Origin of the sequence: Nocardioides ginsengisoli (genome assembly GCF_039537225.1) — a bacterium.
GTDB lineage: Bacteria > Actinomycetota > Actinomycetes > Propionibacteriales > Nocardioidaceae > Nocardioides > Nocardioides ginsengisoli.
Map to the genome: position 1 here is coordinate 290958 of NZ_BAABAC010000024.1, position 22992 is coordinate 313949.

The window sequence follows — 22992 nt, forward strand, 5'->3', positions numbered from 1 at the left end:
AGATGTCGGCGGATGCTGGCTAGCATCGGCGTCCATGGGCTCCCAGGACGCTGAGGTCTCCGACGTCGATCGGTTCGTCCAGCAGTGGCGCGACCAGCGCCCCGATCTCGACCCCTCGCCGATCGCGCTCTTCGGGCGCGTGCACCGCGTCTACCTGCGCTACCAGGCCGTGATCGCCAAGAACTTCGAGGAGTTCGGGCTCAACCCGGCCTCCTTCGACGTGCTCGCCGCGCTGCGCCGGTCGGGCGAGCCCTACCGGATGACGGGCACCGAGCTCGCCGCCGAGTCGCTGCTGTCGTCGGCGGGCATCACCTTCCGGCTCGACAAGCTCGAGCAGGCCGGGCTGATCACCCGCGTCCGCGACACCGCGGACCGGCGCGTCGTCCACTCCCAGCTGACCCCCGAGGGCCTGGCCCTCATCGACCAGGCCATCGGGGCGCACCTCGCCAACGAGCACCGGCTGCTCGCCGGCGTCGGCGCCGACGACGCGGCCCAGCTCGCCGCACTGCTGCAGCGGCTCGAGGACTCGATCCTCGACGCCCAGGCCTAGCCGGTACCCCCGCCCGCGCCGCCGCCCGCGCCGAGGCGCGGACGGCGACCGGGACGGCGTCATCGCGGCGCGCCCGCCCCGATCCGGGTGTCGACGGTGGCGCCGATCCCGACCGCGACCGCGCGCAGGTGCGCGACGCTGTCGAGCACGAACCGCTCGCGCTCGTCGTCGTCCGCGGGCTCCGAGAGCGACGCCAGCGAGCGGCGCTCACCGCGGGCCACCGCGGCGTCGTACGCACGGGCGAGGCGGACCAGCTCGGTGATCTCGACCGTCGTCATGTCCGGCTGTCCGGCATGCCAGAGCGGGTCGTAGATCGGGATCGGCAGCTGGAACCGGCGGCCCATGATGCCCTCGATCGACAGTGCGCGCCGGGGCGCGCCGACGAGCGCGGCCATCAGCGCCGGCCAGTCGATCACACCCTGCCCGCAGGGCGCGAGCATCCGGCACAGGCCCTGGTCGGTGAAGAACAGGGCGCCGTCGCGCACGTGCGTCTGCCGCGTGTACGGCGCGACGCGGCGCGCGGCCGCGACCGGATCCTCGCCACGGATCAGCACATTGGCCGTGTCGAAGGTGATCCCGAAGGCGTCGGGGCCGCCCTCCTCGACCAGGCGCACCAGCTCGAAGGTGGTGATCTCCTCGTGCGTCTCGATGTTGAGGTGGCTGCCGTGCGCCCGCAGGACCGGCGCCAGCTCGGCCATCACCTTGGCCGTGGCCCGCAGCTGCTCCTCCCACGTGACGTCGGTGCGGTAGCGGTCGCACGCGAGCCGGCCGGCGAGGTCGAACTTGTAGTTCGCCGTCGCCGCCCAGATCTCGTGGATGCCAGCAGCCGCGCAGGCGGCCACGATCCGCTCGATGCCGAGCAGGTAGTCACCGTCGCCGAGCGCGCGGATCTCGGGCGCCTCCGGGGCCGCGAAGGGATTGATCTTCGCGGCCCCCACCTCGAGGTAGAGGTCCAGCTCGTCGGCCTGCTGCCGCAGCGCGGTGAGCTCGCCGACGTCCAGGGTCGGGCTGAGCTCGAGCGCGGAGCGGAAGAAGACGCCCTCCAGCCCGGCGGAGGCGGCCTTCTGCAGCAGCCAGGCCGCGTCGGTGCCCGCCGGCGCCGGGAACTTCGAGCTGTCGGTGCCGATCCGGAAGGTCGGCTCAGGCTCCGGCATCGTCGCCGTCCCCGCCGTCCCCGCCGTCCCCGCCGACCCCGTCAGCGCCGTCGCCGTCCTCGTGGTCGGACAGGTCGACCAGACCGCGGCGGAAGACGTTGTGGGGGTCGTACTCCCGCTTCACCGCGACCAGCCGGTCGTACTTGTCGCCGTAGGCGTAGCGGGCCGCGGCCTCGTCGCCGGCGACACTGGTGAAGTTGATGTAGGTGCCGTTCTTGTAGGGGTCCATCTCGGCGTCGAAGGCCGAGACCCAGTCCATCAGCTCGGGCGCCTCCGACGGGAACTCCCACTCGGCGCCGGCGCTGGCCATGAACTTCGCCGACGTCCGGTCGCTGGTCGACGTCGCCATCGGGTCGACCCGCGCCGCCTGCCCGCCCCGGGGGTAGAGCTGGTAGGGGCAGGCGAAGTGCGGCGCGATCGTCGAGCGAGCCTGCAGCGGGCGGCCCGGGTAGGCGTCCGACCACTTGAGGACGGTGTCGATCGCCTCGTCGGGGAACTCGTTGAGCATGCTGTTCTTCCAGTACCGGCGCACGCCGTAGCGGAAGTCGTCGTCGCACGCGCGCTGCAGCTCGACGTGCGGCACCTGGTACTCGGTCTGCCAGACCGGCGAGCCCGAGCCGATCATGTCGTCGGTGAGCCGGCGGCTCTCATCGGCGTCGCCCCAGTGGATGGTGGCGACCGAGACGACCTGGCTGCCGCGGTAGCGGGCCGGCACGACGCTCCAGTAGCTGGGCACCTCGACGGTGCGGGCGTAGGTGACCACGTTGTCGGGAGCGTCGTAGCTCCAGTCGCGGAAGTGCTGCAGCACCCGCTTGCGGTCCTCGCCGACGTAGAACGCCTGGCGGACGTTGGCCTTCATCGTGAAGGGCGTGTAGCGGAAGGTGAACTTGGTCGCGATGCCGTAGTTGTGGCCCGCGCCCCGCACCGCCCAGAACAGCTCGGGGTGCTCGTTCTCGTTGACGGTGAGGATCCGGCCGTCGGCGACGACGAACTCGACCTCGACGACGTGGTCGGTGGTGAGGCCGTACATCCGCGACAGGTAGCCGGTTCCGCCACCGAGGGTGAGGCCCGCGACGCCGGTGTGCGACACCGTTCCGGCCGGGACGACGACGCCGTGCTCGGCGCACGCGCGGTCGAGGTCGCCGAGCCGGCAGCCGGCCCCGGCGGTGACCGTGCCGGCCGCGTGGTCGAAGGTGACCTCCTTCATCGGACCGGTGTCGAGCAGCACCGCGCCGTCGATGACGGCGGTGCCGGCGAGGTTGTGACCGCCACCGCGGACGGTGACCTCGTAGCCGTTCTGCAGCGACCAGGTCAGCGCACGCGACACGTCCTGCGCGCTGCGGCAGGAGACGATCGCCGCCGGGCTGCGGTCGATGTCGGCGTTCCAGACGTGCCGCTCGAGGTCGTAGTGCCGCTCGCCGGGCAGGATGACGGGACAGTCGACGGCGCTCTTCAGACCGGCGATGTCCGCCTGGGTCGTGCTCGCGGTCGTGCTCATCGGATGTACTCCTTCGTCGGATGGGTGTGATCTCCGGCAGCGACGACGCTGCGGAGGTGCCCGGCACTTCGGCGGAGGAATTCCTCCCGCGTGAACAGCCCGCCCGCCCGCAGCGCGGCTGCGTCGGGACGATCGAATGAGCGGACGTGGTGCTCGTAGGCACCGACGCAGTCGAGGACCGCGTCAAGCTCGTGGGGGTCGAGATCGGGGTGCGCGGCCCGCCAGCGCGGGTCGTCGTACCAGATCTGCATGGCCGGCTGGCGAGGACCGGCCGGCTCGACGGTGAGGTGGAGGTCGGGCGTGGCGGCGAGCAGCACGCCCAGCACCTGCGCCCAGTCGATGGTGCCCTCGCCGCACGGGACCAGGTAGCGGTCGAGGGTCTCGGGGCCCTCGACGATCGCGACGTCACGCAGATGACACATCCGTGTGTACGGCGCCACGCGGCGCGCGGCCGCCTCGGCCGTCTCGCCGTGGACGTAGACGTTGCCACTGTCGAACGCGATGCCGAGCACGTCGGGCCCGACCGCCTCGACGAGGCGCACGACCTCGGGGGTGGTGATCTCCTCGTGGGTCTCGAGGTTGAGGTGCGAGCCGTGGGCGCGCAGCACCGGCGCGAGCTGCTCGAGCAGCCGCTGGGTCGCGGCCACCTGGTCGGCCCAGGGGGCGTCGCGGCGGTAGCGGTCGTTCTTGTGCAGCCCGGGCAGCGCGGCCTGGAAGTTGCCGGTCGCCGTCCAGAGCTCGTGGCAGCCGATCGCGGCGGCGGCCTCGATCATGCGCGCCATGCCCTCGACATAGCTGCCGTCGCCGAGCCGGCGGATCTCCGGCAGCTCGGCGGCCATGTAGGGGTTGACCTTGCCGACGCCGAGCTCGAGGTAGAGGCCGAGACCGGCAGCGGTGTCGGCGACCTCGCGCAGCAGGCCGGCGTCGAGCGTCGGGCTGAGCTCGTAGAGCGTGCGCACCAGGACGCCGTCGAGGCCCTGCGCCGCGGTGTCGGCGAGCACCTGCTGCCACGGCTCCTCGACGGTGCCCTTGAGCGAGCGCAGCGGCGACGGCAGCTTGACGTCGGCGCCCACCAGGACGGCGCTCATGCGGGCACCTCCCCCGCCGCGCGCCGGCGCCGGGCGCGGTCGAGCGCCGGGTCGGGGATCGGGATCGCGGCCAGCAGGCTGCGGGTGTAGTCGTGCGCGGGCGTCGCGAAGACGTCGGCGCAGCGGTTGCTCTCGACCACGACGCCGTGCTGCATGACGACCAGCTGGTCGCACAGGTGGCGCACCAGCGCCAGGTCGTGGGCGACGAAGACGACGGCCATGCCGAGCCGCTCGCGCATGTCGAGCAGCAGGTTGACGACCTGCGCCTGCACCGAGACGTCGAGCGCGGACACCGGCTCGTCGCAGACCAGCACGCGCGGGCCGACGGCGAGTGCGCGGGCGATGGCGATCCGCTGCCGCTGGCCGCCCGAGAACGAGCGCGGGTGCCGGTCGAGGATGGTGGCGTCGAGGCCGACCACCTCCAGCACCTCGACGACCCGGTCGCGCCGGGCCTGCTTGGTGGCGGCGAGGCGGTGGATGTCGAGGCCCTCGCCGACGATCCGCTCGACGCTCATCCGCGGGTTGAGGCTGGCGTAGGGGTCCTGGAAGACCATCTGCACGTCGCGGCGGAAGCGGCGCCGGACGTCGCGGGAGGCGCCGGCGAGGTCGAGGCCGTCGTAGGTCACCCGGCCCGCGTCGGGCTTCTCCAGGCCGACGACGCAGCGCAGCGTGGTCGACTTGCCGGAGCCCGACTCCCCCACCACACCGAGGATCTCGCCGGCATGGACGGCGAGGCTGACGCCGTCGACCGCACGGTGGGGGTCGCGGCGCGAGCCGAAGGTCTTGGTCAGGCCGGACGCGGCCAGGATCGGCTGGTCGGTCATCACGCCCCCTCGCGCAGTGCCAGCGGGTGATGGCAGGCCACGTCGGAGTGGCCGACCAGGCGGATCTCGGGACGCTCGACGCCGCAGTCGGCCTCGGCGTGGGCGCAGCGCACGTGGAAGGCGCAGCCGACGGGACGCGCGGTCGGCATCACCGGCGAGCCGGGGATCGGCCGCAGCGGGTCGTCGCGGTCGACGCGGGCCACCGAGCCCAGCAGGCCGGCGGTGTAGGGGTGCCGCGGGCTGCGGTAGAGCTCGTCGACGGCGCCGGTCTCGACCCGGCGGCCGGCGTACATGACGGCGACGCGCTCGGCGAAGCCGGCGACCAGGCCGAGGTCGTGGGTGATCAGGATGACGCCCATGCCGAGCTCGTCGACGAGCGAGTCGATGAGGGTGAGCACCTGCTCCTGCACCCGTACGTCGAGCGCCGTGGTCGGCTCGTCGGCGATGAGCAGGTCGGGCTCGGCGACGATCGCCATCGCCAGGCAGACGCGCTGGCGCATGCCGCCGGAGAACTCGTGGGGGTAGGCGCGCATCCGGCGGGCGGCGTCCGGGATGCCGAGCCGGTCGAGCACCGCGATCGCGCGCCGCCGGGCCTCGGCCTTGCCGACGCCGTGCACGCGCAGCGCCTCCATCACCTGGCTGCCCACGGTGAGCACCGGGTTGAGGGTGGTCATCGGGTCCTGCAGCATGAGCGCGATCCGGCGCCCGCGGTAGGACCGCATCTCCTTCTCACCGAGGGCGAGCAGGTCGGTGCCGTCGAGGAGCAGGGAGCCGGTGACCGTGGCCCGGCGGTCGAGCCGCAGCAGCGAGCGTGCGGTGACGGACTTGCCGGAGCCGGACTCGCCCACGATCGCGACCCGCTCGGCGCGGCCCACGGTGAGGTCGAGGTCGGACACGATCTCCACCGGGCCGGTGGGCCCGGGATAGCTGACGGTCAGGCCGCGGATCTCCAGGAGCGGGCGCGGCGCCGCGTCGGGCGCCGCCTCCGGGGCGGCGGTGGCCAGGTCGAGGCGCACGTGGTGGCCTTTCATCCGAGGGTCGAGTCGGGGTGGCTGCGGTTGCGCAGGGCATCGCCGGCGAGGGCGAAGGCCAGCGCGGTGAGCGTGATCATCAGTCCGGGGAAGGTCGAGATCCACCAGGCCGAGCTGAGGTAGCGCGAGCCGTTCTCGACCATCGCGCCCCACTCGGCGCTGGGCGGCTGGGCGCCGGCGCCGACGAAGGACAGGCCGGCCATGATCAAGGTGGCGCCGCCGATCTCCAGGGTGGCCTGGACGTAGACGCCGTCGAGCGAGTTGGGCAGCACGTGGCGGGTCATCACCCGGGCCCTGCTCGCGCCGAGGACGGTGGCCGCCTCGACGTACGGCGCCGTGAGCACGGTGCGCATCTCGGCCCGCGCGAGCCGTGCGAAGCCGGGCCACCAGGCGACGATCATCGCGACGATCGCGGAGTGCAGGCTCGGGCCGAGGGCGACCGCGACGCCGAGCGCCATCACCATGACCGGCAGCGACAGGGTGATGTCGCACAGGCGCATCACGACGTCGTCGAGCCAGCGGGGACCGATGGTGGCGACCATCGCGACCACGATGCCGATGAGGGCGGCGCCGGAGACGGCGAGCAGGGCGGCGAAGATCGACGACCGGGCGCCGACCAGGATCCGGCTGAACACGTCGCGGCCGAGGCCGTCGGTGCCGAGCAGGTGGTCGCCCGAGGGCGAGAGCAGGGCCCGGTCGAGGCGCACCTGGTAGGGGTCGTGCGGCGCCAGCCACGGGCCGGCGACGGCCATCGCGAGCAGCACCACCACGGCGCCGAAGGCGATCACGTCGAGCACGGGCAGCCGCTTGCGACGCGGTCGGCTGGCGGTCGCGGCGATCGCAACGGTGGTCATCAGGCCCTCCTGGCCTCGAGCAGGCGGACGCGCGGGTCCGCGACGAGCTGGACGAGGTCGACCACGAGGCCGACGAAGGTGACGATCACGCCGACGACGAGCACCATGCCGAGGACGGCGAAGGTGTCCTTGTGCGCGACCGCCTGGGTCAGATAGCTGCCGAAGCCGGGCCGGTTGAACACCGTCTCCACGAGCACCGCGCCGCCCATCATCCAGCCGATCTGCAGGCCCAGCAGGGTGCTGACCGGCGCGATCGCGTTGCGCAGCCCGTGCCGGACGAGCACCGTGCGCTCCGAGGCGCCCTTGGCCCGGGCGGCCGTCACGTGGTCGGCCTCCAGCGCGGTGATCATCGACGAGCGCACCACCCGGATCACGAACGACATGAACGGGATGGACAGCACCGCGGCCGGAAGCACGAGGTGGGCCAGCGCGTCGTTGAAGGCGACGACATTGCCCGCCAGCAGGCTGTCGAGCGTCAGGAAGCCGGTACGCCTGGGCACGTCGAGGCCGATCGTCGCGACGCCCGAGATCGGGGTCAGCCCGAGCTGGCGCCCGATCACGGCCTGGCCGATCATCGCCAGCCAGAAGGTGGGCAGCGCGCCGCAGAAGATCGCGAGCAGCCGGACCGAGTCGTCGACCCGCGAGCGGTGCCGCGCTGCGGCGAGCATGCCGGCCGGCACGCCGACCGAGACGTTGATCAGCATCGCCAGCACGACCAGCTCGATGGTGTAGGGGATCAGCCCGCTCAGGTCGGAGGCGACCGGGCGGAAGGTGAAGATCGAGTTGCCCAGGTCGCCGTGCAGCAGCCGGCCGAGATAGCCGACGTACTGCTGCAGCACCGAGTCGTCCAGACCGAGCCGCCGCCGCACGGCCTCCACCTGTTCGGGGGAGGCCGTGAGGCCGGCGGCCGCCTGGGCCTCGTCGCCCGGGATCGCCTTGATCATCAAGAAGACGATCGTGACGATGCCCAGCAGGGTCGTGGCCAGCAGCAGCAGGCGACGAACGACGAAGAGTGCCAGATCCTTGGGGGTCATCCGCTCAGTTGCTCATCCGGTAGGTCTGCGGCATGTAGCCGACGTGGGCGGGATAGAGCTCGACGCCGGTGACGTTCTTCGGGGTGATCACCGTGGTCACCTCGTCGGCGATCGGCATGCTCGCCGAGTCGTCGACGAGCTTCTGCTGGGCCTGCTTGTAGAGGTCGCAGCGCTCGGTGTCGTCGGCGGTGCCGATGGCCTTGTCGACGAGGGCGTCGACCGCGGGGTTGGAGTACTGCCCGAAGTTGGTGCCCTTCTCGACGTACTTGGTCGTGTAGCGGGTGCTGAGCAGGCTGCCCACGTCGGGCGTCGGCGGGTTGTCCCACACGACCGTCATGTCGGGCGTCTTGTCGATCGACTTGAGGTCCTCGATGTAGGTCGGGTAGTCGGTCGTCACCAGCTTGACCTTGACGCCGAGGTCGCGCAGCGACGACTGCAGCGCCGTCGCGGCGTCGGACATCTCCGAGAAGATCGGCTGGTAGGCCAGGTGCAGCTCGGTGCCGCTCTTCGCGAGGCCGGAGAGCAGCTCCTTGGCCTTGGTCAGGTCCTGGGCGAAGGGCTGGACGTCGGGACGGCACGCCATCACCGCCGGCACCACGCCGGTCGCGACCTCGCCGTGCCCGCTGAGGATGGTCTTCACGTGGGCCTGGTAGTCGTAGGCGAGCCGGATGCCCTCGCGCACCTTGGGGTCGTTGAACGGCGCCCGCTGGGTGTTGAAGAAGATGTAGATGCCCTGCGGCTTGGCCAGCTCGACCGCCTTCTTGGAGCCGTCGGCCAGCACCGCGTCGAGGTCGGGCCCGGCCTCCAGGCCGTCGGAGACGTCGATATTGCCGGCGAGCATCTCCTCCTTCTGGGGCGCGTCCTCGGGGATCAGCCGGTAGACGATCGTGTCGGGGGCGTCGGGGTTCTTGGTGCCGGTGTAGTCGGCGTCCTTGACGTAGATGATCTGCTGGTTGGGCTTGAAGGTCTTCAGCGTGTAGGGGCCGCTGCCGGCCTCGTGCGAGGCGAGCCAGGCCTGGCCCTGGTCGGAGCCGGCGTTCTTCTGCACCAGCTTCGAGTTGAGGATGTAGACCTTGGCGAGGCCGCCGACGAAGAGCGTCGAGGGGTGCGCCAGCCGGACGGTCAGCTCGTTGTCGCCGGTGACCTCGGAGCTCACGTACTCCGTCAGGTACTGCGCGACGCCCAGGCCGAGTGCCTTGGCGCGGTCGAGGGTGAACTTCACGTCCTCGGCGGTGACCGGGGATCCGTCGTGGAAGAGAGCGCCCGAGCGCAGGGTGAAGGTGACCGACGTCGCGTCGTCGGCGACCTTCCAGGACGACGCCAGCCGGCCCGCGAGCGTGCCGTCCGGGTCGTAGTCGACGAGCGACTCGTACATCGGGACGACCGACTGGTCGACGGTGCTGTTGTCGGCCAGCACCGGATCGATATTGGGGACCGTGCCATCGACGCCGAACGTCAGTGTCGTGTCGCCGTCCGCGCCCGGGCCGCTGGGATCGGCAGCACAGGCGGTGACGGTCCCCAGCGCGAGGGCCGCCAGGCCGAGGCCGACCGCCCTCTTCGTCCGAAACGTTCTCACTCCGTGCTCCTTCTGTCCGTGGTGAACCTGTGAGCAACTTCACCGTTCTGTATACTAGAACACCATGAGGCGGCCGAGGAGCACAAGGCTTTCTTCTAACTTTTTAAGGGCTTAAATAATTGAATCCCGCTTGCTACGGTGCTTCTGACGCTGATCTTGCCCGTCTCGCGCCTCAGGAGAGGCGATCGCCAGGACTGCGTTTTGCATACAAGCATTGATCTCGCAGGGCATCCTGCACTGATGACGGAGGAAGCGTGACCCCACTCCCCACCCTCACGACCGCCGAGCGCGACCGGCGCTATGCCGCCGTCCGCGCTCTCATGGACACCGCCGGCGTCGACGCCGTCCTGGTGTCCGGGCAGGGCCGCGACCAGCTCGACCGCTATCTGACCAACGAGGGCACCCGCAGCTACTGCGTGCTCCCCCGCCACGGCGACCCGGTCTCCGTGGTGCCGACCGGCAACATCACCCTCGGCCGGTACGACGAGCCCGGCGGCCGCTACCAGCGGTGGGTCGCCGACCAGCGGCTGACCCGGCCCGGCCACCAGCTCGGCGACGTCCTCGCCGACCTCGGCCTCACCGCCGCCACCATCGGCGTGGTCGGCCTGCGCAGCCGGGCGCCGGCCAGTGTCGCCGGCACCATCCCCTACGGCACCTGGCAGCGGGTGCTCGACCGGCTGCCCGAGGCGCGCTTCGTCGACCTGCACGCCGAGTTCGAGCAGCTGATGCTGGTGCACAGCGAGGCCGAGCTGGCGATGATCCGACACTCCGCGGCGATCGGCGAGGCGGCGTGCGCGGCGATGATCGCGGCCGCGGGGCCCGGCGTACGGGAGGCGGAGATCGTGGCCGCCGGCATGCAGTCGGTCACCGCCGCCGGCGGGCTGTGGCTCAACGGCCCGCAGCGCAGCGGTGCCGAGCGGCTCGGCTGGGCCGGCGCCGACTGGCTCTGGATGGGCGGCGGCTCGCGGGTGCTGGAGAAGGGCGACGTCTTCGGCGAGGAGCTCTTCACCCTCTACGGCGGCTTCGAGTCCCAGCAGCAGATGGAGATCTCGATCGGCCAGCCCGACGACGCCCACCGCCGCCTGGAGGAGATCGCGGTCGAGGCCTACACCCGCGGCGTCGAGTACCTCCACGTCGGCGGCACCTTCGCCGAGCTGTGCGCGGTGATGGAGAAGCCGCTGCGCGCGGCAGGTGCGTGGAACATGGGGCCGGTGGTGCAGACTGTGTCCCCTGTGATCTACAACGGCGCCACTCACGTCGGGCTCGACGCGCAGCCCGGGCTCACTGGCGTGCCCTTGCCCCCCACCTCGCCGCGCGACGGCGACTTCGTGATCGAGCCGGGCGTCGCCTTCGCCTTCGAGCCCAACGCCTGCTTCGACCGCGCGCGGGTCAGCATCGGCGGCACGGTGATCATCACCGAGCAGGGCGTCGAGGAGCTCAACTCTCTCTGTCTCCGGGTCAACGTGGTCTAGCCGATGCTCGACATGCGCCCCGAGGGCGAGGACGAACTCACCGACGACCTGCTCGTCGACCGGATCTACGCCGACCTGGTCGAGCGGATCGTGTCCGGCGCCATCGCGCCGGGCGAGCGGCTGCGCGAGGTCCACGTCGCGCAGCTGCTCGACGTGTCCCGCGTGCCCGTCCGCGAGGCGCTGCGGCGCCTGGAGTTCGACGGCCTGGTCGAGATCCGGCCGCGCCGCGGGGCGACCGTGCGCCAGCTGACCATCGCGGACGTCGAGGAGCTCTTCGACGTCCGCGAGGCCCTGGAGGTGCTCGTCGCGCGGCTCGCCGCCCGGCACATCTCCGAGCACGGCGTCGCCCGGCTCGAACAGGCCCTCCAGCGCACCGAGATCGCCCACGGCACCGGCGACGAGCGGCGGATCGTCGCGTCCAGCGCCCACTTCCACGAGGTGCTGCTCGAGCTCACCGAGAGCAGCCTGCTCAAAGCGCTGATGCGCGTGGTGTCCGGCCGGGTGCACTGGCTGTTCCGGCTCACCACCGACCTCGGTGACCACGGCCAGGCTGCCGAGCACGAGGCGATGCTCGACGCGATCCGCAACGGCGACGAGGAGATCGCGGCCGCGCTGGCCTACGCGCACGTCGCGCGCGGGCGCCGTCCCACCCTGGAGGCGCTGGCCCGTAAGTTGGAGGCGTGAGCCGACCGACCGTCCTCCGCGTCCCGCCCCTGAGCCCCCAGCTGCACGCCGCCGTCGGCGATCGGTACGACGCGCTCGACCTGCCCACCGACGCTGACGCGCGCGCGGCCTTCCTCGCCGAGCACGGCGGCGACGTCGTCGCGATCGTCAGCACCAACGGCGGGCGGGTGCCGGGCGACCTGATCGCCGCGCTCCCCCGGCTGGGCGTGATCGCCAACCAGGGCGTGGGCTACGACAACATCGACGTCCCGGCCGCCCTGGAGCGCGGGATCGCGGTCAGCAACACCCCCGAGGTGCTCGACGACGCGGTGGCCGACACCGCCCTCGCCCTGCTGCTCGCGGTGCGCCGCCGGGTCGTGGTGGCCGATCTCTTCGTCCGCGCCGGCGAGTGGTCGAAGGGCGAGTTCCCGCTCACCGACCAGGTCTCCGGGAGCCGGGTCGGCATCCTCGGCCTGGGGCGGATCGGGCAGACGATCGCCCGCCGGCTGCAGGTGTTCGGCTGCACGATCAGCTATCACAACCGGCACCGCGTGCCCGGCGTCAGCCACACCTACGCCGCGTCGCCGGCCGAGCTCGCCCGCTCGGTCGACAACCTGATCGCCGTCGTCCCCGGCGGCGCCGCGACCCAGGCGATCATCGACCGCGAGGTGCTCGACGCGCTCGGGCCCGACGGCGTCCTCATCAACGTCGCCCGCGGCTCGGTCGTCGACCAGGACGCTCTCGTCGCCGCGCTCGTCGAGGGCCGCCTCGGCGGCGCCGGTCTCGACGTCTTCGCCGAGGAGCCCCAGGTGCCCGCCGAGCTGACCACGATGGACAACGTCGTCCTGCTCCCCCACGTCGGCTCCGCCACCCACGAGACCCGCGCCGCGATGCGCCGGCTGACGCTCGACAACCTGGCGTCCTGGCTGACCGACGGCACGCTGCTCACGCCGATCCCCGAGATGGGTCGCTGACCTCCCGCATCCCCCGGTCTCACCCGGCAGATCTGTCGTCGATCGCCCGGAAACGGAGCAGTTCTGCCGGGTGAGACCGTCCCCACCTTCATCCGCGCACCCCAACCGGACCCCCGATTCTTGGCCGGGACGACAGCCTGCCGCGCCGCCGGAGTCCCGATGCTGGTCGCCATGCACCCGCTCGTCGCCGACATCGAGGGCCTGGTCCGCTGCGAGTCGCCCTCGGAGGACCTGGCCGCCGTCGCCCGCAGCGCCGACGCGGTCGCCGCGCTCGGCGTCCGCCTGCTCGGCGTCGAGGCGGAGCGGATCGTGCTCGACGGATGGACGCATCTGCGCTGGCGCTTCGCCCCCGCCCCCGCCGCCGGTACGACGTCCCGGGTGCTCGTGCTCGGCCACCACGACACGGTCTGGCCGGTCGGGTCGCTGACGAGCCATCCCGTCGGCGTCGAGGACGGCGTCCTGCGCGGCCCCGGCTGCTTCGACATGAAGGCCGGCGTGGTGATGGCGATGCACGCGATCGCCGCGCTGCCGCCGGAGCTGCGGGCCGGCGTCACGCTCCTCGTGACGGGCGACGAGGAGATCGGGTCGCCGTCGTCCCGGGCGCTGATCGAGCACGAGGCACGCGGCTGCGTGGCGGCGCTGGTGCTGGAGGCGGCGGGTCCGGGCGGGGCGCTGAAGACCGAGCGCAAGGGTGTCTCCCGGTACGACGTCCTGGTCACCGGCCGCGCCGCCCACGCGGGCCTCGAGCCCGAGCGGGGCGTCAACGCGACGATCGAGGTCGCGCACCAGGTGCACGCGGTGGCCGCGCTGGCCGCCCCCGAGGTCGGTACGACGGTCACCCCGACCCGCCTCGACGCGGGCACCACGATCAACACGGTCCCGGCGGCCGCGGGCTTCGGCGTCGACGTACGCGTGCGCGACGAGGACGAGCAGGAGCGTGTCCACCAGGCGATGCTCGCGCTGCAGCCGGTGCTCCCGGGCGCGGACGTCGAGGTGGTCGGCGGCCCCAACCGGCCCCCGCTCACGCCCGCCGCGACGACCGACCTCTTCCGCCGCGCGCAGCGGATCGCGGCCGAGCTCGGGCTCGACCCGCTCACCGCGACGGCGGTCGGCGGCGCGTCCGACGGCAACTACACCGCCGGCGTCGGGACGCCGACCCTCGACGGGCTCGGCGCGGTCGGCGGCGGCGCGCACGCCGACGACGAGCACGTCCTGGTCGCCGAGCTGCCCCGGCGCACCGCGCTCCTCGCCGCGCTCCTTGCCGAGCTCCTTGCCGAGCTGCTGGCCGAGGAGAACGCGTGACCACGCTGACCGCCGCCGACGCCGCCCGGGCCGCGATCACCGCGTCCGGCGTGGAGATCCGGACCTTGGAGGAGGTCGCCGACCTCGAGGCAGTCCGCCGTCTCTACGAGCAGATCTGGCGCACCGGCGCCGCCAACCCGCCGATCACCGCCGACCTGCTGCGCGCGATGGCGAAGGTCGGCAGCTACGTCAGCGGCGCGTACGACGACGGCGAGCTCGTCGGCGCCTGCTTCGGATTCTTCTCCGCGCCCGAGCGCGACGCGCTGCACAGCCACATCGCCGGGGTCCTGCCCCGGGTCCGCGTGCGCAAGGTCGGCTACGCCCTCAAGCTGCACCAGCGGGCGTGGGCGCTGGAGCGCGGCGCCGGCGCGATCACCTGGACCTACGACCCGCTGATCCGCCGCAACGCCTGGTTCAACCTGGGCAAGCTCGCGGCCGACGTCGCGGAGTACCTCCCCGACTTCTACGGACCGATGGACGACGACATCAACCGCGCCGACCCGACCGACCGGATCCTGATCCGCTGGCCGCTGCTCGCGCCCGCGGTCGACGCGGCCTGCGCCGGGACGCCGCGCGCGCTCGACGGCGCCGCGCTGCGGACCCACGGCGCGGCCGTGGCCCTGGAGGCCTCCGCCGCGGACGGGCCGATCGTGCGGCCGGTCGGGCGGGCGTCGTACGCGCGGACCGTGCTGGTCGGCGTCCCCGACGACATCGAGGCGCTGCGCGAGCACGACCCGGCGCTCGCCGGGGCGTGGCGCGGCGCGCTGCGCGAGGTCCTCGGCGGGCTGCTGGAGGACGGCGGTCGGGTCACCGGATTCGACCGCAACGGCTGGTACATCGTGGAGAGGACCACAGCGTGAAGCTGACCGGCGTGGAGATCCGAACCGTGGAGGTGCCGCTGGTCGCGCCCTTCCGCACGTCCTTCGGCACCGAGACGGTGCGCGAGGCGGTGCTCGTGCGGGCCGTCACCGACGACGCGGAGGGCTGGGGCGAGTGCGGCGCGGGCACCGGGCCGTTCTACTCCTCGGAGTACACCCACGGCGCAGTCGACGTGCTGCGCCGCCACTTGATCCCCGCGGTCGCGGCGGTCACCGACCTCGACCCCCACCGGGTCGCGCCCGCGATGGCTGCCGTCAAGGGCCACCGGATGGCGAAGGCGGCGCTGGAGACGGCGATCCTGGACGCCGACCTGCGGGCGCGCGACGAGTCCTTCGCGCACGCGCTCGGCGCCGTCCGCGACCGGGTGCCGTGCGGGGTGTCGGTCGGGATCACCGAGTCGATCCCGGCGCTGCTCGACGTCGTCGCGGGCTATCTCGCCGACGGCTACCTGCGGATCAAGCTGAAGATCGAGCCCGGCTGGGACGTCGAGCCGGTGCGCGCCGTCCGCGAGCGGTTCGGCGACCTCCCCCTCCAGGTCGACGCCAACACCGCCTACCGCCGCGGCGACGCCCGCCACCTCGCCCAGCTCGACGCCTTCGACCTGCTGCTCCTCGAGCAGCCGCTCGCCGAGGACGACCTGCTCGGTCACGCCGAGCTGGCCCAGCGGCTCACCACGCCGATCTGCCTCGACGAGTCGATCGTCTCCGCACGGGCCGCGGCCGACGCGATCGCGCTCGGCGCCTGCTCGATCGTCAACATCAAGCCCGGCCGGGTCGGCGGCTACCTCGAGTCGCGCCGGATCCACGACGTCTGCGTCGCGCACGACGTCCCGGTCTGGTGCGGCGGGATGCTCGAGACCGGCCTCGGCCGCGCCGCCAACCTGGCGCTCGCGGCCCTGCCCGGCTTCGCCTTCCCCGGCGACACCTCGGCGTCCGAGCGCTACTACGCGACGGACCTCACCACGCCCTTCGTCCTGGACGACGGCCATCTCGCCGTGCCCACCGGGCCGGGGATCGGGGTGAGCCCGCTGCCCGACGTCCTGGACGCGGTGACCGTGGCCCGGGAGTGGGTCCCTGTCGACTAGTGGTCATCTCTGGAGCCCCTTCGGGGTGGCCCGTGCTCCGGGTGCGTGCAGGGCAAGGCGGCGGAGCGATGGCATACCGGGCGTATTTCGAGCGCCGCCAACGTAGCCCGGTGCGTGCCCGGGGTGCGGGACACACGGAGGGGTTCCAGAGATGACCACTAACTTGGGGCTCGTGAGCGCGGCCGACCTCCCCCGAGCCGGGCTGGCCCGCGTCCTCGCCGAGCTGGGGACGACGCTGCTCGACGTCGTCTGCGGCGACGTGCAGCGCGCCGACGAGGCCGGTGGGACGGCGGGGATCGGCGGGATCGTCATCCACGACCCACTCGACGAGCCCGAGCTGCCCGAGCGGGCACTGGTCCTCGGCGTCGGCCTGCACGACCCCGCCGAGATCGCGGACGTCGTCGCGCAGCTCGGCGCACAGGGGGTGATCGGCCTGGTGGTGCGCGGGCCGGTGGCGGCCGACGACCGCCTCCGCGACGCCGTACGCCGGGCGGGGGTTCCGGTGCTCGCGTTCGCCCGCGGCGCCTCGTGGACCCAGCTCGCCGGCATGCTCCGCACCCTCACCGCCGAGCCGTCTCCCGACGGGCCCGCCGTGACCGACGGCGAGCCGATCGTGCCCACGCTCGGCCGCACCGGCGCGGGTCTGCGCCAGGTCGTCGGCTACCAGTCCGGGCTCGACGACCTCTTCGCGGTCGCCAACGCGATCGCCGCCCTGGTCGACGCGCCGGTGACGATCGAGGACCGCAACTCCCGCCTGCTCGCCTTCTCCAGCCGCCAGGAGGAGGTCGACTCGTGGCGGGTGCAGACGATCCTGCGCCGGCAGGTGCCCGAGCAGTACACGCGGATCCTCGAGGAGCGCGGCGTCTTCCAGGAGATCTACCGCAGCGAGCGGCCGGTCTGGATCGGTCCGGTCGGCGACGAGGAGCAGGGCCGCGCGGCGATCGCCGTCCGGGCGGGCGACGAGATCCTCGGCACCATCTGGGCGGTCGCGGTCGAGCCGTTCGACGAGGAGCGCAGTCAGGCGCTCTACGACGCCGCCAAGCTGGTCGCGATGCACATGGTCTGGCAGCGCGCCGACGCCGACGTCGAGCGGCGGCTGCGGGCCGAGCTGCTGAGCACCGCACTGGAGAGCGGCCCGCGCACGCCGGAGACGATCCGCCGGCTGGGGCTGAAGGACGAGCCCGCCGTCGTCCTGGCGCTCACCGTCGTCGGCTCGGGCGCCGAGCCGCCGCTGCCCGCGCAGCTGGCGGTCGAGCGCAAGCGGCTCGCGGACGCCTTCGCACTGCACCTGACCGCCGTCCATCCGCGCAGCGCCGCGGGCCTGATCGGCGACGTCGCCTACGGCATCCTGCCGGTCGCGCGCGGCGTCGAGGAGCGGGCGGCCGAGATCGCCGCCGACTTCCTGTCCCGCGTCGACTCACGGCTCCGACCGCTCGTCGGCGTCGGCCCGCTCGCCCCGGGCAGCGCCGCGCTCAAGCGCTCCCGCTCCGGAGCCGACCGAGCGCTGCGCGTGCTCCGCTCACGCAGCGCGGGCCAACAGGTGGCGCGGCTCGACGACGTCCATCTGGAGGCGCTGCTGCTCGAGCTCGCCGACCGGGTGCCGAAGGGCGACCTGCCCAGCGGACCGGTCGCGCGGATCGTCGCCTACGACCGCGAGCACCAGAGCAGCCTGATCGACACGCTGCGCGCCTGGCTCGACGCCTTCGGCGACGTCGCGGTGGCGTCGGCCGCGATGTACGTCCACGCCAACACCTTCCGCTACCGGCTGCGGCGCGCGGCCGAGGTCGGCCGCTTCGACCTGACCGACCCCAACGCGCGGCTCGCCGCGATGCTGCAGCTGCGCCTGATGGATCTCAGCTCGTCGCCCGAGGAGTGGTCCGGGGAGTAGCGTTGGCCCATGGCCGACAACGCCGATGCCGAGCCCGGCATCCAGGGGGGCGATCTCGTGCTGAGCGCCACGTCCCACCGCGCCGACCACGGCGCCGCACCCGCTCCCGGACACCACGAGCAGGGCGGCGCCCACCGCGCCCCGCGCAAGGGCCTTCTCGCGCGGCTGCTGCACAAGGGCTAACCCGCGCCCGACAGCCCGAGCTCGCGCACCAGGAACCCCAGCCACTCCACGTCCTGGGCGACGATGACGTCGTGCCCGGTCGCGGCGCCGTGCCCGGCGTTCTCGAAGACGTGCAGCAGGATCGGCGCGTCCCCCTGCTGCGCCGCCTGCATCCGCGCCGCCCACTTGCGGGCGTGCCAGGGCCGGCAGCGCGGGTCGTTGGCGCCCGCCTGCACGTAGACGGCCGGATAGGCCGCCGGCCGCACCAACTCGTACGGCGAGCGCCCGATCATCCGCCGTACGTCGGCCGGGTCGTCGGGGTCGCCCCACGCCTTGCGGATCACGAAGTCGAGATAGGGGTCGCGCATGCCGGCGACCAGGTCGAGCAGCGGCGCGCGCGGCAGCACCGCCCGCCACAGGTCGGGCCGCGTGGTCACCGCGGCGCCGCACATCAGGCCGCCGTCGGAGCCGCCCGTGAGAGCGAGCCGGTCGGACGTCGTACGGCCGGTGGCGACGAGGTGCTCGGCGACGGCGACCAGGTCGTCATCGCGGACGTGCTTGCTGGCGCGGTGGGCGGCGAGGTACCAGTCGCGGCCGAGCTCGCCGCCGCCGCGCAGGTAGGCCTGCACCAGGGTGCCGCCCGCGGCGACGAAGGCCGCCAGATCGGGCTGGTACGACGGCAGGGTCGGCACATTGGCCGCTCCGTAGGCGGTGATGAGCACCGGCGCCGGGACGGCGGGATCGGCGTCGGCCGGCCGCACGACGTGGAAGGGCACCAGCGCCCCGTCGGCTGCGGGCGCCTCCCTCACCTCGACGACGGCGTCGAGCGTGACGGCCGGTGGGATCAGCGTCTCGACCTCGGGTGATCCGGGGCGGTGCCGGTGGACGCTCCACGAGGTGGTGAGCGTGGAGAAGGCGAAGACCAGCTCGGGGGTCGGCGCGCCGACCGCGAGCCCGGTCAGGGCGAAGAAGGGCGCCGCGACGGCGCCCCTGCCCGGCAGCGGAACCTCGCCGACCGGCGTCCCGTCACGGTCGAGGACGCGGATCCGCGCGAACGTCCGGTCGAGCTCGCCGAGGTAGAGGTGCTCCCCCACCGGCGTCAGCGTCCGCAGCACGGTCGGCCCCTCGGGCAGCAGCTCGGCCCAGGAGTCGGGGTCGTCGGGCGTCGCGGAGTCGAGCGGGATCGCGACCAATCGGCCACGCGCGGCGCCGACGTCGGTGACGGCGACATAGCGGTCGCCCACGACATGGCCGGCGATCGTGCCGGCGCAGTCGGTGACGAAGGGGCGCCAGCCGCCGCCGGGCACCGTCAGGTCACGGACGGCGACCGGGATCGGGCTGCCCACGCGGTGACTGGCGACCAGCCAGCGGCCGTCGGCCGACGGCTGGACCAGTGTGTACTCCCGCGATCCCGCCGGCACCGGCACCGGCTCGACCACGGTCGCGGCGGTGGCCAGGTCGTGGTGGAAGGTCGCCTGCGCGAACTCCTCCGGCGTCCCGGTCAGCGCGAGGAACCAGAAGCCTCCGCTGTCGGCCCGCCACGCGACGCCGCCCGCCCAGGCGCTGTGCAGCAGCTGCTGCGGCGCCGGCAGCCGCTCGCCGGTGGCGACGTCGACGAGTCGGATCGTGTTGTGCTCGCTGCCGTCGGTGCAGACACCGATCGCGAGGATCCGTCCGTCGGGCGAGGGCGCGAGCCACGACAGCACCGCCCCGTCCTCCAGGACGGCGACCGCCGGTCCGTCGCCGTACGGCTCGCCGGCGACGACCACGGTGTCCGCCTCCGGCCGGAACCACCGGCCCGCGGCGTGCTTCGGCAGCGCGGGGCGCGCGCCGGCGTCGTACCGCTCGACGAGGGCGCGCAGCGCCGCGCGGTCCTGCCCGCCGAGGATGGTGCCGGTCGCGATCTCGGCCTGCCGCCGCTGCCACGCGTGGACCTCGTCGTCCTCGGCCTCCAGCCAGCGATACGGGTCGGCGACCCGGACGCCGGCCTGCGTGGCGACCACGTCGACCTTCCGCGTCGCGGGGTACGGCGAGCGCAGCTCGGCCCGCAGCCGCTCGAAGGCGCCCGGCACGCGGCGCACCTCGCCGAGCGCGAGCACCAGGTCGAATCCCCCGTCGGCCAGGGCCGGCGCGGGCACGCCCTCCTCGAGCGCGACCGCCCAGTCGAAGGGCCGGGGCGAGCGGTCGGTGATCCGCACCGCCGGCCCGGAGGCGTACGTCGTCCCCACCACGACGAGCTCGCCCCCGAGCACCGGTGCGAGCAGACCGCCCAGGACGGGCATCCCGTCCCAGGGCGTGCGCTGGACATGGCCGTTGTGGGCGCTGACGAGGATCCGCTCCTCGCGCTCCAGGATCCAGCGCACGGTGTCGGCCATGAAGGCGTCGCGGTCCTGGTCGTCGGCGAACGCGAGCACCGACGCGGCGAGCCGCTCCGCGATCGCGTCACCCGCCGCCCGGCCCCGTGCGGCCAGCGCCCGCAGGTCGGCACGCAGCCGCTCCCGCTCGCCGTCGTCGAGCCCGGCCCACCGGACCGCCGCCTCGACCCGCCCACCGAGGTCGGCGCGATCCCGCACACCGCCGTCCCCCACCTCGGGGGCGATCCGCTCGAGCAGCGCACGCACCGCCGGCCCCGGCGAGGTCGACGCCCCGGAGACGTCCATGCCGTAGACCCGCAGGCCGCCGTGCTCCCGCATCCAGCCGAGCTGGCGGTGCACCTCGACCGCGTCGCCGAAGCCGTAGGTGATGCCCTCCCGCGCAGCCTGCTCGACCGAGCCCGGACCGCCGGCGACCCACGCCTGGAGCCCGAGCCCCTCCGCGAAGCCGGACTCCAGCACCAGTGCGGTGAATCCGTGCTCCTCCACGAGCATCCGGAACACACGGTCCCGGAGCTCGTGGAGGTCGGCGACGTGGTGGGCCGCCTCGCCGAGCGCGACCACCCGCGCTCCGGCGGCGAGGTCGCGCAGGGCGCTCAGGTCAGGCAGATCGTGAGCTGTCATCACTCGTGGAAGTACCACAGCTCCGGCGAGTAGATGAAGCTCAACAGCGCCTGGAAGGACGACGGCGGGCCGGACAGCGTGTCCTTCCAGACCACCAGCGTGTGCGGCGTCGGGAAGAAGAGCACCGGCAGGTCCTCCGACAGCGTGGTGATCTCCTGCGACAGCGCCTTCGGGTCGGCGCCGAACGTGGAGTCGTCGATCAGCCGGTCGGCCTCCTTGCTGGAGTAGCTGCCGAGGTTGAAGCTGCCCGTCGTGTTGAAGACCGTGTTGCTCGTCGGGTAGCCGGCCGCCTGGTAGAGCGGGCCGTAGTCCTGCATCGCCCACTCGTTCTTCGTGGCCGGCGCGAAGCTGTTGCCGTAGTTGGCGTACATGTAGTTGAGCGACTTGGTGACGACCTTGACCTCGATGCCGAGCTTCTTGGCCTCGGAGACGAAGGCGACGTCGCGCGCGCCGACGTACGCCGGGGTGTTCGCGGAGGCGAGCGTGAAGCTGATCCTCTGGCCCTTCGGGATGCCCGCGCCGCACTGGTTCGCGCCGGTGCCGGGGCTCTCGCAGGTCGTCCTGCCGCCGGCCGCGACCTTCCAGCCGTGGTCGGTCAGCAGCTTCGCGGCGGCCTTCGGGTCGAAGGGGTAGGTCGGCTCGTCGCCGAACGCCGGCGGGTACGGCGAGTCCGCGCCCGCGGTGCTGTAGTTCGGCGAGGCCGCGCCGTTGTAGATGCCGCGGCTCTCGACGTAGCCCTGCTGGTCGATCAGCCGCTGCAGCGCCTCCCGCACGTACTTCTGCGCGATCACCTTGTCGAAGTTGTCGACGGTGTTGGCGAAGTTGATGGTCAGCGCGTCGAAGCGGGCCGGAGCGGGCGCGCCGTAGACGTGGTAGCCGTCCTTCTTCAGGGCGTCGATCTGGGTGATGTAGCTGGCGTCGAGCGTGCCGACGGTGAGCGTCCCGGCCCGGTACTGGTTGAACACGGCCGACGCCGACGTGAACGCCTTGAAGTCGACCTGGTCGAGGCGCTGCTCGCCGGGGCCGCTGTAGTCGCGGTTGGGCACCAGCGAGAACGAGCCGGTGCTGGGGTCGAAGCTCTTCAGCTTGAAGGGGCCGTTGACGATCTGCCACAGCGGGTTGGTGGCGAAGGTCGACTGGTCGGCCGACTGCTTCGTCAGGTAGCGGTAGATGGCGGTCGCGTTCTGCGGCTGGGTGAAGTCGAGGTGCGGCCCGCCGGTCTTGGCGACATTCCAGTCCTGCGAGGGCATCACGTAGAGCAGGGTGAGCATCGACAGCACGTACGACGCGTTGTAGGCCTTCTCGAAGTGGAAGGTCACCGTCCTGTCCGAGGTCGCCTCGGCGGTGACGCCGTCCGGGAACTGGCCCGGCGTGTAGAAGCTCCAGTTGCCGGGGCTCTCGGCGATCGCGGCCTTGAGCAGCGCGAGCGAGAAGACCACGTCGTCGGCGATCACCGGCTTGCCGTTGGACCACTGGAAGTCCTTGAGCCGGACCGTGACCGTCTTCCGGTCGGCGCTGGTCTGCGGCGGCTCGGCCATGCTCAGCGCCTGGTCGACGACCTCGGCGCCGGTGCTGCTCGGGCGGTAGAGCGCCCGCCACATCAGGCCGCGCGCGATGACCGTGCCACTCGCGGACGCCGGCGGGTAGGGGTAGATGTAGTTCGGGCTGAGGCCCGGCGTGAGCGCGACCGTGACCGTCCCGCCGTTCTTCGGGTGACCGGTCTCGTCCGGGATCGCGCTGTACTTCTCGGCGACGTCCCTCGTCGATCGTCCGTCGCCGGAGCACCCCGAGACGAGGAGGGCGACCACCGCGACGAGGGCCAGGCCGAGGCGGCCGCGTCGCTGTCCAGGCAGGTGGGTCATGTCTGGCTCCTTGGGTTTGTGGGCTTGCGACGAGGTTGCCGCAGGCCCCCCGGCCCCGGTTCGTCCTTGTCGACGATTCCGCACGGGCCGGTCGGTCCGCC

19 protein-coding genes are annotated in these 22992 nt (G+C 72.8%); 9 read left to right on the plus strand and 10 right to left on the minus strand.

The annotated features are described in order from the left end of the window. Positions 1-34 precede the first annotated feature (34 nt). The gene (locus AB4880_RS14675) at positions 35-550 is read left to right on the plus strand and encodes a MarR family winged helix-turn-helix transcriptional regulator (RefSeq protein ID WP_367919955.1); all 516 of its coding nucleotides are present in this window, start codon (positions 35-37) and stop codon (positions 548-550) included. Positions 551-609: 59 nt separating this feature from the next. Here AB4880_RS14675 and AB4880_RS14680 read toward each other — a convergent pair whose 3' ends face one another. Genes AB4880_RS14680 through AB4880_RS14715 form a run of 8 tightly spaced genes read right to left on the minus strand, consistent with a single transcriptional unit; the run spans position 610 to position 9609 of the window. Continuing rightward, complete coding sequence (locus AB4880_RS14680) at positions 610-1704, minus strand: sugar phosphate isomerase/epimerase family protein (RefSeq protein ID WP_367919956.1); 1095 nt, start codon at positions 1702-1704, stop codon at positions 610-612. After that, on the minus strand, positions 1691-3202 hold the full coding sequence (locus AB4880_RS14685; RefSeq protein ID WP_367919957.1) for an FAD-binding oxidoreductase: 1512 nt from the start codon (positions 3200-3202) through the stop codon (positions 1691-1693). Before AB4880_RS14685 ends, AB4880_RS14680 begins: the two co-directional genes overlap by 14 nt. After that, the gene (locus tag AB4880_RS14690) at positions 3199-4290 is read right to left on the minus strand and encodes a sugar phosphate isomerase/epimerase family protein (RefSeq protein ID WP_367919958.1); all 1092 of its coding nucleotides are present in this window, start codon (positions 4288-4290) and stop codon (positions 3199-3201) included. The genes AB4880_RS14685 and AB4880_RS14690 overlap by 4 nt, the downstream gene beginning before the upstream one ends. After that, positions 4287-5114 carry an ATP-binding cassette domain-containing protein gene (locus AB4880_RS14695; RefSeq protein WP_367919959.1) on the minus strand — a complete coding sequence of 276 codons (828 nt, stop codon included), beginning with the start codon at positions 5112-5114 and terminating at the stop codon, positions 4287-4289. The genes AB4880_RS14690 and AB4880_RS14695 overlap by 4 nt, the downstream gene beginning before the upstream one ends. Continuing rightward, positions 5114-6130 carry an ABC transporter ATP-binding protein gene (locus AB4880_RS14700; RefSeq protein ID WP_367919960.1) on the minus strand — a complete coding sequence of 339 codons (1017 nt, stop codon included), beginning with the start codon at positions 6128-6130 and terminating at the stop codon, positions 5114-5116. Before AB4880_RS14700 ends, AB4880_RS14695 begins: the two co-directional genes overlap by 1 nt. A gap of 11 nt (positions 6131-6141) precedes the next feature. Then, a complete protein-coding gene (locus AB4880_RS14705; RefSeq protein WP_367919961.1) occupies positions 6142-6999 on the minus strand; it encodes an ABC transporter permease in 858 nt (285 codons plus the stop codon). Continuing rightward, complete coding sequence (locus AB4880_RS14710) at positions 6999-8033, minus strand: ABC transporter permease (protein WP_367919962.1); 1035 nt, start codon at positions 8031-8033, stop codon at positions 6999-7001. The genes AB4880_RS14705 and AB4880_RS14710 overlap by 1 nt, the downstream gene beginning before the upstream one ends. A 4-nt stretch (positions 8034-8037) precedes the next feature. Next, positions 8038-9609: an ABC transporter substrate-binding protein gene (locus AB4880_RS14715; protein ID WP_367919963.1), complete on the minus strand. Its 1572-nt coding sequence runs from the start codon at positions 9607-9609 to the stop codon at positions 8038-8040. 254 nt (positions 9610-9863) lie between these two features. Between AB4880_RS14715 and AB4880_RS14720 the strand changes: the two genes are divergently transcribed. The 8 genes from AB4880_RS14720 (at position 9864) to AB4880_RS14755 (ending at position 18054) form a co-directional block, all read left to right on the plus strand. Continuing rightward, positions 9864-11081 (plus strand): M24 family metallopeptidase, encoded by a 1218-nt coding sequence (locus AB4880_RS14720; RefSeq protein ID WP_367919964.1) that lies wholly within the window; start codon positions 9864-9866, stop codon positions 11079-11081. Between the two features lie 3 nt (positions 11082-11084). Beyond that, positions 11085-11765 carry a GntR family transcriptional regulator gene (locus tag AB4880_RS14725; RefSeq protein ID WP_367919965.1) on the plus strand — a complete coding sequence of 227 codons (681 nt, stop codon included), beginning with the start codon at positions 11085-11087 and terminating at the stop codon, positions 11763-11765. After that, positions 11762-12718: a 2-hydroxyacid dehydrogenase gene (locus tag AB4880_RS14730; RefSeq protein ID WP_367919966.1), complete on the plus strand. Its 957-nt coding sequence runs from the start codon at positions 11762-11764 to the stop codon at positions 12716-12718. The genes AB4880_RS14725 and AB4880_RS14730 overlap by 4 nt, the downstream gene beginning before the upstream one ends. A 159-nt stretch (positions 12719-12877) precedes the next feature. Next, the gene (locus AB4880_RS14735; protein WP_367919967.1) at positions 12878-14020 is read left to right on the plus strand and encodes a M20 family metallopeptidase; all 1143 of its coding nucleotides are present in this window, start codon (positions 12878-12880) and stop codon (positions 14018-14020) included. Then, positions 14017-14880, plus strand: coding sequence for a GNAT family N-acetyltransferase (locus AB4880_RS14740; RefSeq protein ID WP_367919968.1), 864 nt, complete (start codon positions 14017-14019; stop codon positions 14878-14880). The genes AB4880_RS14735 and AB4880_RS14740 overlap by 4 nt, the downstream gene beginning before the upstream one ends. Further along, a complete protein-coding gene (menC, locus tag AB4880_RS14745; RefSeq protein ID WP_367919969.1) occupies positions 14877-15983 on the plus strand; it encodes an o-succinylbenzoate synthase in 1107 nt (368 codons plus the stop codon). Before AB4880_RS14740 ends, menC begins: the two co-directional genes overlap by 4 nt. Before the next feature lie 151 nt (positions 15984-16134). After that, positions 16135-17871, plus strand: coding sequence for a PucR family transcriptional regulator (locus AB4880_RS14750; RefSeq protein WP_367919970.1), 1737 nt, complete (start codon positions 16135-16137; stop codon positions 17869-17871). A gap of 9 nt (positions 17872-17880) precedes the next feature. Next, entirely contained in the window at positions 17881-18054 is a 174-nt protein-coding gene (locus AB4880_RS14755) for a hypothetical protein (protein WP_367919971.1), read from the plus strand. Here the strand turns inward: AB4880_RS14755 and AB4880_RS14760 are convergent. Then, positions 18051-21029: a prolyl oligopeptidase family serine peptidase gene (locus AB4880_RS14760; RefSeq protein ID WP_367919972.1), complete on the minus strand. Its 2979-nt coding sequence runs from the start codon at positions 21027-21029 to the stop codon at positions 18051-18053. The two genes, AB4880_RS14755 and AB4880_RS14760, sit on opposite strands and share 4 nt — an antisense overlap. Beyond that, on the minus strand, positions 21029-22891 hold the full coding sequence (locus AB4880_RS14765; RefSeq protein WP_367919973.1) for an ABC transporter substrate-binding protein: 1863 nt from the start codon (positions 22889-22891) through the stop codon (positions 21029-21031). The genes AB4880_RS14760 and AB4880_RS14765 overlap by 1 nt, the downstream gene beginning before the upstream one ends. Positions 22892-22992: the final 101 nt, after the last annotated feature.